Here is a 12010-nt window from a genome sequence, read left to right as displayed (position 1 = left end):
GTTCGACCGGCTCACGCGGCGGCAGCCGAACACGCGCTTACGGCGTGACGTCGGTCTTGAACCACTTGTCGGCGAGCTTCTTCACGGTGCCGTCCGCGAGCGCCGCGGCGATCGCCGTATCGAACTTCGTCTTCAGGTCGGCATCCTGCTTGCGGAACGCGAGCCCCTCGCCCGGCCCCCAGATCGGGCCGCCGAGCTTCGGTCCCGCGAGCACGATCGACGCGTTGTCCTTCTTCGCGTTGTTCGCCGCGTAGTACGTGACGTCGTCGAACGATGCGTCGATGCGCCCGGCGACCAGATCGAGATCGCGTTCGGGCGACGTCTTGTACACGCGAATCGACGCGATGTCCTTGAAGCTGTCGTTGATGAATTTCGTGTAGACGGTGCCCGACTGGATGCCGATCGTCTTGCCCTTCAGCTGCTTGCGCAGCGTGTCGACGGTCGGCTTGTCCGCGTTGGCGTCACCCGTCAGCTTGACGATCGGCGCGCCGGGCGCGGCCTTCGGCAGGATCTTCGTATCGGTGACGGCGAACGTCGCCGGCGTCGCCGCATACGGACGCGAGAACAGCAGGATCTTTTCGCGTTCCGGCGTGATGGAAATCGCATCCATCAGGACATCGAACTTGCCGGCTTGCAGGCCGGGGATCATCCCGTCCCAGTCCTGCGCGACCATGTTGCACTGCACCTTGATGCGCTCGCACACGTTGGCGAGCAGCTCCGGTTCGAAACCGCCCAGCTTGCCGCCCGGCAGCGTGATGTTCCACGGCGCGTAGCCGCCTTCGAGCGCGACCGTCACCGTCTTCCATTCCTTTGCCTGCACCGGCGCCGCGAGCGTGGCCGCCGCAGCCGCGATGATGCCGATCGTCCTGATTGCCCACTTGATGCGCTTGCCGTTCACGAGATTTCTCCTTGCGTTGAAGTTCGCCATCCCTTCGGTGCAGCAAGCCGCCTCAGGAATTTGTCTATACAAGCATGCAAGAAGAAAAACAGCGCGACAAGCAGCGATCAATAAAAACGAAGCAAACGCGGGAAATCCCCTAATTACAGGCATCCGGCGTGCGCCGTCGCGGGGAATTCCGGCACATGTTTGGTGCAGTTCGGGTGGCCGAATCGCAAGGATGACTAGACAAATTCCGAATTCGATCGTCAGGCCATGCCCCTCCGGCCGCTTTTCGACCCGACGACAAATGAGCGCTTGCCGGGAGCATCGCAAGCGCTGCATTGCAGCATGTCGACACGGGCCGGCGCCGACCCGCCCGGCTCAGCGTTCGAGCAGGCGCCCGAGCCGCATCATCGTGACGTTCACGCCGAGATGGCGCATCGACGGCTGCACGATCACGCAGTCGTCGTACGGCGTGACGATCACGTCGTCGCCGTCGCGGGCGATCTCGGTGCCCGCCTTCGCGATCACTTCGAGCCCGGTGAACGGCTGCGAGAACCGGAAATCCATCGAGCGCGCGACGACCGGCTGCGTGATCTCGATGAACTTCTGCCGCACCGGCGCGGCCTGCGTCAGGAACGCCGCGACGTCGTCGCGTGCGACGACGCCCGCGTGCAGCAGGAAGCGCGCGGCGCTGTCGAGCGCGACCGCGCGCGCGCTCGCCGCGAAGTGCTGGCCCGTCTCGATCAGCAGCGCGTTCTTCGCGCTCGCCGGATCGCCGAAGCCGCCGTAGTCGCGCAGCCGCGTGCCGTTCGCATGGCCGCGATCGACGATCACGTGCTCCGGCGTGCCGAGCGCGGCGGCCAGCGCGATCGCCTTGTCGAGCGGCCCCGTCATCATCAGCGGCGCGGATGCTTCGTGCATCGAATGAATGTCGAGCAGCAGGTCGACCGTATCGAGCAGCGGCCGCATCGCCCGCGCCCGCGCGAGCTCGCGGCTGTCGCGCGTGCCGTCGAGCGCGGCCGGCGTCCATACGCGGTTCATGTCTTCGTCGAGGTAGCGCGTCGCGTCGGCATTCTCCGCGCTGAAATGCTCGTACGCGCCGACGTTGCCGAAGCCGAGCGACAGCCGGCCCGCGACCGGCCGCAGGCCAGCCGTCAGCAGCGCGTCCACCGCGATCGCGCCGCTGACTTCGTTGCCGTGCGTCAGCGCGAGGATCATCACGTGCTTGCCGGGCTTGCCGCTGTCGAACGTGTGCAGATAGTCGATGCCCGTGTTGCCCGCGCGCCAGCGCGAGATGTCCGGGAACGTCACTTCGATCGGATAGGCCGGCAGTGCGGCGCGGATGGCTTCAAGCGTGGTCATGTCGGAAGTGTCGGAAGGATTCGTCAGGGTTCGGGAAAGGCGCGACCGGCGTCGGCCGGCTGCGCCGGAATCGGGTTCGGGCATGACGGATCACGCCTCGGTCGCGCGCGTCGCCGGCGCGGAACCGGCCGCCGCGCCGCGCATCCGGCGGCCGAGCGAGATCACCGACGTGATGCCGAGCACGGCCGTCGCCATCACGTAGAAACTCGGCGCCAGCTTGTCGTGCGTCGCGTCGATCAGCCAGGTCACGATCAGCGGCGCGAAGCCGCCGAACAGCGTCACCGAGAAGTTGTACGACAGCGCGAGGCCCGTGCCGCGCGTGCTGGTCGGGAAGATGTCCGCGAGCAGCGCCGGCAGCGGCGCCAGGCTCACCGCGATCAGCAGCCCGACCAGCGCCTGCACCGCGAGCAGCGTTTCGACCGTCGGATAGCGGTTCAGCAGGACGAACAGCGGCCACGTCGTCACGCCCACGAGAATCAGCGCGATCAGCATCACGCGAATACGGCCGAACCGATCCGACAGGTGCCCGACGACCGGCGCCGCGATCATCAGCATCGCGCCCGTGACGACCGCGCCGAGATACGACGACGTAGCCGGGATATGCAGCTGCTTCACCGCGTACGTCGGCATGTAGAGCTTGTGCACGTAGTTGAACGCCGTGGCCGTCGCAACCACGCCCGCGCCGAGCAGCATGTTCGCGCGGTCGCGCACGAACACGTCGCGCAGCGGCGACTTCGCGCGCCCCGCCTCGCCGAGCCGGCGGAAATCGGCCGGTTCGTCGATGTTGCGGCGGATATACAGCCCGACCGGGCCGATCAGCAGTCCGACCGCGAACGCGACGCGCCAGCCCCACGCATGCAGCTGGTCGGCGGTCAGCAGCAGGCTCAGCAGCGCGGACACGCCGGCCGCGAGCACCGTCGCGAGCCCCTGCGTCGACATCTGCCAGCTCGCGAAGAAGCCGCGCCGCCTCGCGTCGGCCTGCTCGACCATGAACGCGGTCGCCGCGCCGAATTCGCCGCCCGTCGAGAAGCCTTGCAGCATCCGCGCGACGATGATCAGCAGCGGCGACGCGATGCCGATCTGCGCATACGTCGGCGCGAACGCGATCATCGCGGTGCCGAGCATCATCAGCCCGATCGAAATCGTCAGCGATGCCTTGCGGCCCGCGCGATCCGCATAGCTGCCGAGCACGATCGAGCCGAGCGGCCGCGTGACGAACGAGATGCCGAACGTGCCGACCGACAGCAGCAGCGAGGTGGCCGCGTCGTGCGTCGGGAAAAACAGTTGACCGATGACGATCGCGAAATAGCCGTAGATCAGCAGATCGTAGAATTCCAGCGCGTTGCCGATGCTCGCGGCGCAGATCTCGCGCCACGGATTGTGCGGGGCCGGCTGCGCGGCGTGCGGGTTGCGGGTCATGCCTGTGCTCCTCCGTTGATGCTGGCCGTCAGGATTGTGAAAGACGGCGCGCGGCGGTTGCCGGCGTGCGTCCGGGCCAGTCAAGCGCGGAGTGTAGGCACCGCGGCGCGTGCGTTCGTGCCGTTTCGGCACGCGATCGTGCTGATCGGTGCATCGCGCGCCGGGGCGACCCGGGTCGCGGGTTCAGCCGGCCGGCGCTCCGCCGTCGTCGCGGGACGGCGCGGTGCGCCAGATCGCGTCGAGGACCGGATGCGATTCGTTCCGGCGGCGATACAGCGCGACGTCGAAACCGATCTGCCAGTCCGCGCCGCCGACGATCGCGAGTTCGCCGCGCCGCACGTCGTCCGCGACGAGCCGCTGCGGCAGCCACGCGAGGCCGAGCCCGCGCCGCGCCATCGCGAGGATCGCTTCGTAGGAGTCGGCCTGGTACACCGGGCGCAACGTCGGCCGGTTCGGCATTTCGGCGAGATGGCGCGCGAGCACCGCGCGCAGCGTCAGCGTACGGGCGAACGCGAGCCACGGCACCGGCGCCTGCCCGGCCGGCAGCCGGTAGCGCGCGCTGCCGCGCGCATCGAGCGCGCTGACGGGCACCAGCACCTCGCGCGCGACTGACAGCCAGTCGAAGCGGTCGCGGTCGATCAGCAGCCGCGTGTGCGGGCTCGAATAGACGATCAGCATGTCGGCCTCGCCGGCCGTCAGCTGCAGGATCGCTTCCTCCGCGCTGCCGGTCGACACGGTCGCCGTGAAAAAGCCTGCGCGCGCAACCGTCTCGTCGTACCAGTCGGGGAAGAAGGTGGCCGACAGCGTGCGGCCGGTCGCGATCCGGAGGGTGTTTTCCGGCACCGGCGACGCTTCCTGCAGTTGCGTGCGCGCACCGTGCAGGATGTCGAGCGCGTTCGATGCGGCATCGAGGAACACGGTGCCGGCCGCCGTCAGTTCGAGCGGCTTCGTGCGCGCGATCAGGCGCGTGCCGACCCATTCCTCGAGCGAACGGATGCGGCGGCCGAACGCCGGGTGCGTGACGAAGCGGTTTTCCGCTGCACGCGTGAAACTGCGCGTGCGCGCGAGTTCGACGAAGTCTTCGAGCCATTTCAGTTGCATGGCAGGGCTCCTGCAGTCAACGGCACGGGGCGACGCTGAATCATCGGCATGCGCGTCGCATCAGCCGGCCGTCACGACCCGCACGCGCGGCGAATCGAGCCGCACGCTCAGCCAGCGTTCGATTCGCTGCCGGTCGGTGCGCGGCAGCGGCTTCGCGGTCGACACCACGAAGGTCACGAGCGGCTCGGCGTCCGGCGCGCTTGCGCCGCTGTCCCACGCATCGGTCGCGCCATACAGGATCTCGCGGATCTGCGGATACTGCGTGCGCAGTTCGCGCGCGACGCGCGCCAGTTCGGCCTGCTGCGCCGCCCGGCCGTCGATTTCGTGCTGCAGGCGCGCGATGGTCTGGTCCTTCACGTCCATCTCGGTGCGCGTGGCATGGTTCGCGGCGATCAGGTCCTGCGCGATGCTCGCCTTCAGCGACGACGCGAGCGCCCCGGTGTCGATGCGTTCGTCGCCGGCCTGCCGCACGACGAGCCGGCTGTTCGGCAAACCGTAGGCCGGCAGTTTGTCCGCCAGCCGGTCGAGCATCGCCTGGTCGACACGCCGGCCGACCAGCATCGCCTCGATCACACGGCCGCGCGGATCGATATGCCGGCTCGCGACCACCGACAACGGCAGCGACAGCTCGGCCTTGATGAACTGGTCGGCGCGCGCGTTGAACACTTCCTGCGTGACGAGCCGGTACGCGAGGATCACGCTCGGCACGGCGGTCAGGACGACCGCCGCGAGCACGAAGCGCCGCACGCGCCGCTGCATCGCCTCGTCCACGCGCGCGGCCGGCTTCGCGCGAATCACCCACGTGACCACCACGGTCGCGAACGCGATGAACACGCAGTTGATCGAGAACAGGTAGAACGCGCCCGCGAAATACGCGAGGCTGCCATGCGCGAGCCCGTAGCCGGCCGTGCACAGCGGCGGCATCAGCGCGGTCGCGATCGCGACGCCGGGGATCACGTTGGTCTTTTCGCTGCGCGTCGCGCCGACCATCCCGACGAGCCCGCCGAACAGCGCGATCAACACGTCCCAGATGCTCGGCGACGTGCGCGCGAGAAGTTCGGAGTGTTCGCCCGTCAGCGGACTCAGCGAGAAATACAGCGCCGAAGTCGCAAGGCTGATCAGCGTGGCGACGGCCAGTGTCTTCAGCGAGCGCCGGATCAACGCGAAGTCGTAGATGCCGATCCCGTAGCCCAGGCCCATGATCGGCCCCATGAGCGGTGAGATCAGCATCGCGCCGATGATGACGGCCGTCGAGTTCACGTCGAGGCCGATCGACGCGATGAAAATCGCGGACATCAGGATCCACAGGTTGGTCCCGCGCAATCCGACGCCGCCGCGGATGTCCTGATCGATCGTTTCCCGGTCGGCCTGGCCTTCGCGCAGGCTGAAGTACTGGCGAAACGTGGTACGCACACGCGCCAGCGTGCGCGTCGTCGGACGGGGGGATACGGTGGTCATGGTTGTTGTTCGTTGAGCCGTGGGAACGGCGCGGGTATCGCGTCATCCTGCGTCGCGCGACCCGCGGGAACCCGCGCGCGCAGCGCGACAAGCATCGCATAGGGGCGGCGTTCGCACAATCGGCCGCCCGCGTGCGGCTTTACGGCATCGGGCGGCCGTCGTGCAGGATCGCGTGCAGCGCCGTATCGAACGGCGTCGCGTAATCGATCCCGAGCGCGCGCACGCGTGTCGCGTCGAGATGGCAGTCGTACGGACGCGGCGTCGCGTCGGTCGGCTGGGTGATCGGCGTGAGCGACGCCTCGATGCCGAGCGCGGCCGCGATTCGCTGCGCGATGGCGTACTTCGTCATCGGCTCCTCGCTCGACCAATGGCGAATGCCGGTGACCGTGTCACCCGCGAGATGGCGCAGCGTCAGATCGCGGATGACCTGCGCGACGTCGGGCGTGTAGGTCGGGTAACGGATCGCCCATGCGTCCATGCCGACCGCGTCGGCGCCCGGGCGCGCCGACGCGACGACGGCCGGAACGAGGCTCGTGACGGCCGATTCGCTCCAGTCGACGATCGGGCCGAACAGCAACGGCAGACGCAGCACGCACGACAGCGGCGAGGCGGCGAGCAGCGCGGCCTCGCCTTCCAGCTTGGTGCGACCGTAGATGTTCAGCGGATTCGGGGTGGCGTCCTCGCTGTAGGGGGCGGCCTTGCCGTCGAAGACGTAGTCGGTCGAAATGCCGAGCGTCCATGCGCCGTATCGCGCGGCGAGTGCGCCGATGCGGGCCGGCGCCGTGACGTTGATGGCGCGGGCGGCGGCCGGGTCGCGTTCGCAGACGTCGGGGCGACGTTCGGCGGCGCAGAGAATCACCGCTGCCGGCTTGTGGATTTCAAAAAGGCGTTCGAGGGACGGCTGGTCGAGGACGTCGAGTTCGGCGATGTTGTCCGGCGGCAATGCGAGCCGTTTCGCACCGGCGCCTTGCGGGTTCCGGATGGTCGCGAGCAGCGTCAGCGACGGTTCGCGGGACAAGGACGCGGCGACCGCGCGGCCGAGCAGGCCGGAGGCGCCGACGAGGAGGATGGTGGGGAGAGAAGTCGACGAATCGATTGCTGTCATTGAGTGCATTCGTGTAAAAGCCACGCGGATCAACGCACCTTCGTGGTCGGTACATTGGCCGTGCGCCGGTTCGGCAGGATACGGAACGAGGTGTCCAGCGGCGTCGCGACCGCCAACGTCAACGCTCGATCCGGAATGGTTTCATCTTCGCCTGAGGCGTATCCACTGTAACAGCCCCGGCCTGCCCCTTCGGTAGGGCCAACTGGCACTTTTCCCCTATTGGTCCGGATATGTGACAGCCTGAAATGCTTCATGTGCGTCCTTGGCGATGAATCCCGGTGCACGCCCAAAAACAACGCTAATCCCACCCACTAATACCGCTCCGATGCTCACCGCTTCGTTGACCTTGCGTTGGAGAGCCACCACCGTTTCACCCGCGGTTTTGGTCGGACCACCACTCAACACCTCGTATCGCATTCTTTACGCTCCTTGTCCTAAGGGTCACACTCGGTCACTCGATGCCAGCGAAGAAAAAGTACCCCAGTGGGTCGAACCACGATGAAATATTTTTGATAAAAAATCCATATGATTCAAAGACGACGGATACCTCGAATCCGAGAGCGTATCGGATACTCGCAAGAAATGACTCCCCTTCAGCACACCGCCCATCCGCGTGCTGTTTAGCAAAATCGACGAAAAACATGTCATCGAACATTCATGTTTCCGGCAGGTTTTAAAATCCGGCGAAATTCCTTGATAAATACAAACATAATCATGCACTTGGACTGAAACGCCGCTCGTTTTCGCCGAACCCGCACCAACCTTTCCCCCAGCCACACTTTCCGCAAGAATCATTACAAAAAATTACCAACCAATACCGATTTAAGAATACGATAGCGCACCGATTCATTCTTACGTTTTCCCGACACCCCAGCCATCCGCGGCGCGCGAGAAGCGGCATGCACGCGGATCGCCACGCACCCGCCCGGATCGCCGCCGGCCGGCTGGACCGCCGTTCGCGACTGGATCGCCTTTCAACCCGGAGCCCACCCATGCCAACGAACACGCCCGTCAACAGCAGCGCGAACGCGAACAGCCTGATGCAACAGGCGGCGCAATCGATCATCAACGGCTCGACCGGCAATCCGGCGATGGACGTCGGCGCGCTCGTCAAGACGCTGGTGAACGCGAAAACGGCTGGCCGGGTCGCGACGCTGGCCGCTTCGCAAGCAAGCGGCAACACGCGGATTTCCGCGTTCGGCGCGTTGTCGTCGGCGCTCGGCGCGCTCGAGGCGGGCCTGACGTCGCTGAAGAACGGCGCACTGCAGTCGACGTTCAATGCCGTCGCGAGCGGCAAGGGGTTGACCGCGACGGCGGGCGCGGGCGCGGTGGCCGGCACCTACACGGTCGGCGTCACGCAGATCGCGACCGCGCAGGCGCTGTCGTCCGCGGGCTTCAACGGCAGCAAGGCGCTCGGCACCGGCACGCTGACGCTGTCGCTCGGCAGCCAGTCGTTCAAGGTCGAGGTCGGCAGCACCAACAACACGCTGGCGGGCATCGCGGCGGCGATCAACGGCGCGTCGGGCAACCCGGGAATCAGCGCGACGGTCATCAACGGCACGGACGGCGCGCACCTCGTGCTCGCGTCGTCGAAGACGGGCTCGGCGAACGCGATCAGCGTCGCCGTGGCCAACGTTGCCAACGACAGCGGCCTGTCGAACCTCGGCGTCACGTCGACGGCCGATCCGTCGGGTGGCGCGTCGAAGATCGATTCGGCAAACGGCGCGGCCGCCTGGCGGCAGAGCGCCGTCGCGCAGGATGCGAAATTCACGCTCAACGGGATCGCATCGACCAGCGCGAGCAACACGGTGTCGGGCGTGCTGACCGGCATCACGCTGAACCTGTCGGCGGCCGCGGTCAGCGCGACCGATACGCAGACGCTGACGGTCAGCACCGACACGAAATCGCAGGCCGCCACGATCACGAATTTCGTGAGCCTGTACAACACGGTCGTCAAGACGATGGGCGCACTGTCGAGCTACACGGCCGGCGCGAGCTCGCAAGGCGCGCTGATCGGCGATTCGACGCTGAACACGATCCGCAACGCGCTGGCGTCGATCGTCGCGCGCGGCGTCGACGGCGGCGCCACCGAAAAGGGCAACGGACACGTGAACCTGTTGTCGATCGGCATCAAGCTCGAGCGGGACGGCACGCTGAACGTCGACAGCGCAAAGCTCGATAGCGCGCTATCCGCCAATCCGTCGGGCGTCGCGCGCCTGTTCAATCCGGAGAACGGGATCGGCACGCGCCTGGCCGACCAGATCACGCAGTTCACGAAGAAGAACGGAATGATCGACGTGCGCACGACCGCGCTGAACGCCGATCTGAAACGTGTCGCGCAGCAGCAGTCGGATCTGTCCGACTATGCCGCGCAATTGACCAAGCAGTATCAGGCCCAGTTCACCGCGCTCAATACGCTGATGACCCGGATGAATACCAACTCGCAATACCTGACGCGTTTGTTTGGTGGTGCGAACAGTAACGGTACGCTGTCCAAGAGGTGAACGGCCGGGTCGCGGTACGCGCGACCCGCAGACGTCGCCCATGCCCGGCGGCGCGCCAGCGCCCGCCGGATCGACGTCACCGCGGCCGGCAGCCGGCCCGCAGTCGTCCTCGACGCAGGCGCGCGTCAGCCGAGACCTTCGACGCGATCGGCGAACCAATCGATCGCGCGCGACACCTGACGCCCGAAATAGCCGGGCCGTTCGTGCTCATACGCACGCAGCAGCGACGTGCATTCGCGCTCGGCCCAGCGCCACACCGGGCCCTGCTTCGCGAATACCGGATGGTCGCGCAACTCGGCAGGTACCGCGTGCTCGTCCTCCCAGCCCCAGAAATAGGCCTGGTAGGCACGGGCGAACGGCATGCCCAGCTGTTGCGCGACGGTCTCGTCATGGCGCAGCGTGAAGTCGACGATCTCCTTGCGCGTGCGGCCGCTCACGTCGTCGTGGCGCGCCTCGATCCAGCAGTGATACCGCGCGAGTTGCGACAGATGCCGCGCGGTGCGGCGCCGCTCGCGCGTCGTGCACAGCGCGTACAGGTTGCCGCCGCCGAAATCCATCACTTCACCGCCGGCGAACGGCCGATAAGACTGGCCGGTCAACAGCGTCAGCACCCGCGCGCCGACGATCGCATAGTCGGCGCAGCGCATGTAGCCGCTACGCGTCGTCGCTTCCGACACGCTCCGGTGGACGACTTCATCGATCACGGCGTGCAGCATGGGATCAACCGGCGCCGCCAGGATCGGCGGCTGGCTTGTCGTCGTCACGTGTTGCATGGGCGAATGCGGCTTCAGCGGTTCATCGGCAAAAATCACTCCGGAGCATGGTATGACGAACCGTTACAACGCACGGCCGCGGAATTGCGCAGATTTGTGTGCTTTCGTCGCCTCGCGCAAGACATGTCGACAGTTCGTCGGACACGGCAAATGCGCGGCGTGGCGGATGGACGAGACGAACGTCGACAGCGCGCTCGCGGACCGCGGGCGGTTCGAGTTCGTGATGTCGTGACTGACGGCAGGAGGGGCGCGGCGGCAGGCGTTGCCGCCATCGACGGAAGGGGATCGCAACGAGTGCGCCGCGATTGCGGCGCATCGTGCAAAGCGGCTCGTGCTTGCAGGCACCGAGCGTGCCGCCGCATGCACGGCACGCGATGCGATCACGCGCCGCGCGGCTGGCGCGGCACGCGCCCTCCGTTATGACCCGGCAATCCGCCGGCGGAAATGTTCGGTGCCGGCCACGATCTTGTCGAGCACCGCGTCGAGCGCCCAGAAGCGTTCGCGCACGTCGTAGTCGATCGCACGGCATTTGATCGACCCGAACGTACCGATCCGCTGGTGATAGAGCTTCGCGAGCGCCGGGTAGCCCAGCGCCTCCGATACCGCCGAGACGACCAGGAACGTCGACAGTTCGTCGGCCAGCGCCGGATTCGACTCGCCCCGCGTGCGCAGCCACTGGTAGAGATCGGGATGGAAGTTGGTGAACACGCCGTTGAAACCGGCCGACCCGGCCTTCATCGCGTCCCAGGCAATCGCGGCGTTCGCGTTCAGGATCTTCAGCGGCGATCCTGCGGCGAGCGCGACGCGACGCTTCACCGTCGCGAGATCGCAGCTCACGTCCTTGAGCATCACGAACCGGCCCGTGTCGATGCACGCGCGCAGTTCGTCATCCGACAGAAGCCGCCGGTACGGCGCCGGACATTCGTACAGACCGAGCGGGAGATCCGACGGTAACCGCGCGAGCAGCCGGTGCAGATGGTCGAGCAATGCGGCGCTGCCCTTGCGTTGCGGATCGAGCCGGTTGGTCACGAGCACGACGCCCTGCGCGCCCGATTCGGCCGCCGCGCACAGTTCGGCGACCTGCGCATCGAGATCGTCGCTGATGTGCCCGGACGCGACGACCGGCACACGCCCGCCCACCCGTTCGACCACGAAGCGCGCGAGTGCCGCGCGTTCGGCCAGGCTCAGGAACTGCATCTCGCTCGACTGCGCGACCGCGAACAATGCGTCGGATCCGTGCGCCAGATACCATTCGATGAGCCGCTCGAGTCCGGCGTAGTCGATCGCACCGGCGTCGTCGAACGGCGTCAGCATCACCGGCACGATCCCTTCGATGGTCACGTTCGATTGCTGCGGGTGTTGCATCTGTTTCTCCTTGCTTCAATGAATGCGGATGCAGGCGGCA

General features: G+C 66.8%; 11 protein-coding genes. 2 read left to right on the top strand and 9 right to left on the bottom strand.

Annotated elements, in window-relative coordinates:
* Positions 1-37 precede the first annotated feature (37 nt).
* From H0X90_RS00645 to H0X90_RS00615, 7 genes are all read right to left on the bottom strand, one after another.
* The gene (locus H0X90_RS00645; RefSeq protein WP_062886110.1) at positions 38-898 is read right to left on the bottom strand and encodes a transporter substrate-binding domain-containing protein; all 861 of its coding nucleotides are present in this window, start codon (positions 896-898) and stop codon (positions 38-40) included.
* A gap of 363 nt (positions 899-1261) precedes the next feature.
* Positions 1262-2245: a succinylglutamate desuccinylase/aspartoacylase family protein gene (locus H0X90_RS00640; protein ID WP_006484839.1), complete on the bottom strand. Its 984-nt coding sequence runs from the start codon at positions 2243-2245 to the stop codon at positions 1262-1264.
* Between the two features lie 90 nt (positions 2246-2335).
* The gene (locus H0X90_RS00635) at positions 2336-3664 is read right to left on the bottom strand and encodes an MFS transporter (RefSeq protein ID WP_006484828.1); all 1329 of its coding nucleotides are present in this window, start codon (positions 3662-3664) and stop codon (positions 2336-2338) included.
* A gap of 183 nt (positions 3665-3847) precedes the next feature.
* Positions 3848-4765, bottom strand: a complete 918-nt coding sequence (locus H0X90_RS00630) for a LysR family transcriptional regulator (protein WP_006497915.1) — start codon at positions 4763-4765, stop codon at positions 3848-3850.
* Positions 4766-4825: 60 nt separating this feature from the next.
* Positions 4826-6223 carry a DUF389 domain-containing protein gene (locus tag H0X90_RS00625; protein ID WP_006485862.1) on the bottom strand — a complete coding sequence of 466 codons (1398 nt, stop codon included), beginning with the start codon at positions 6221-6223 and terminating at the stop codon, positions 4826-4828.
* Positions 6224-6362: 139 nt separating this feature from the next.
* Positions 6363-7328, bottom strand: a complete 966-nt coding sequence (locus tag H0X90_RS00620; RefSeq protein WP_058903820.1) for an SDR family oxidoreductase — start codon at positions 7326-7328, stop codon at positions 6363-6365.
* A 216-nt stretch (positions 7329-7544) separates the two neighbouring features.
* Positions 7545-7745: a hypothetical protein gene (locus H0X90_RS00615; protein WP_077020527.1), complete on the bottom strand. Its 201-nt coding sequence runs from the start codon at positions 7743-7745 to the stop codon at positions 7545-7547.
* Between the two features lie 575 nt (positions 7746-8320).
* Here H0X90_RS00615 and fliD point away from each other — a divergent pair.
* Positions 8321-9832, top strand: a complete 1512-nt coding sequence (gene fliD / locus H0X90_RS00610) for a flagellar filament capping protein FliD (protein WP_077190546.1) — start codon at positions 8321-8323, stop codon at positions 9830-9832.
* A 125-nt stretch (positions 9833-9957) separates the two neighbouring features.
* On the opposite strand, the gene H0X90_RS00605 is transcribed toward fliD, so the two are convergent.
* A complete protein-coding gene (locus tag H0X90_RS00605; RefSeq protein ID WP_077190619.1) occupies positions 9958-10605 on the bottom strand; it encodes a hypothetical protein in 648 nt (215 codons plus the stop codon).
* Between H0X90_RS00605 and H0X90_RS35650 the strand changes: the two genes are divergently transcribed.
* Entirely contained in the window at positions 10547-10837 is a 291-nt protein-coding gene (locus H0X90_RS35650) for a hypothetical protein (protein WP_226245005.1), read from the top strand. The two genes, H0X90_RS00605 and H0X90_RS35650, sit on opposite strands and share 59 nt — an antisense overlap.
* 185 nt (positions 10838-11022) lie before the next feature.
* Here H0X90_RS35650 and H0X90_RS00595 read toward each other — a convergent pair whose 3' ends face one another.
* Positions 11023-11970: a dihydrodipicolinate synthase family protein gene (locus H0X90_RS00595; RefSeq protein WP_006485867.1), complete on the bottom strand. Its 948-nt coding sequence runs from the start codon at positions 11968-11970 to the stop codon at positions 11023-11025.
* Positions 11971-12010: the final 40 nt, after the last annotated feature.

It is taken from the genome of Burkholderia sp. 9775_39, from assembly GCF_015712225.1.
Taxonomy (GTDB): Bacteria; Pseudomonadota; Gammaproteobacteria; order Burkholderiales; family Burkholderiaceae; genus Burkholderia; species Burkholderia cenocepacia.
The sequence above is the reverse complement of the archived record's forward strand: the minus strand, read 5'-3'. Positions and strand labels throughout refer to the sequence as shown.

Coding starts and splice junctions, on each gene's coding strand:
- H0X90_RS00605 (WP_077190619.1), bottom strand. CDS start 10,605: ATGCAACACGTGACGACGACAAGCCAGCCGCCGATCCTGGCGGCGCCG.
- H0X90_RS00640 (WP_006484839.1), bottom strand. CDS start 2,245: ATGACCACGCTTGAAGCCATCCGCGCCGCACTGCCGGCCTATCCGATC.
- H0X90_RS00615 (WP_077020527.1), bottom strand. CDS start 7,745: ATGCGATACGAGGTGTTGAGTGGTGGTCCGACCAAAACCGCGGGTGAA.
- H0X90_RS00635 (WP_006484828.1), bottom strand. CDS start 3,664: ATGACCCGCAACCCGCACGCCGCGCAGCCGGCCCCGCACAATCCGTGG.
- H0X90_RS00620 (WP_058903820.1), bottom strand. CDS start 7,328: ATGACAGCAATCGATTCGTCGACTTCTCTCCCCACCATCCTCCTCGTC.
- fliD (WP_077190546.1), top strand. CDS start 8,321: ATGCCAACGAACACGCCCGTCAACAGCAGCGCGAACGCGAACAGCCTG.
- H0X90_RS00595 (WP_006485867.1), bottom strand. CDS start 11,970: ATGCAACACCCGCAGCAATCGAACGTGACCATCGAAGGGATCGTGCCG.
- H0X90_RS00630 (WP_006497915.1), bottom strand. CDS start 4,765: ATGCAACTGAAATGGCTCGAAGACTTCGTCGAACTCGCGCGCACGCGC.
- H0X90_RS35650 (WP_226245005.1), top strand. CDS start 10,547: ATGGGATCAACCGGCGCCGCCAGGATCGGCGGCTGGCTTGTCGTCGTC.
- H0X90_RS00625 (WP_006485862.1), bottom strand. CDS start 6,223: ATGACCACCGTATCCCCCCGTCCGACGACGCGCACGCTGGCGCGTGTG.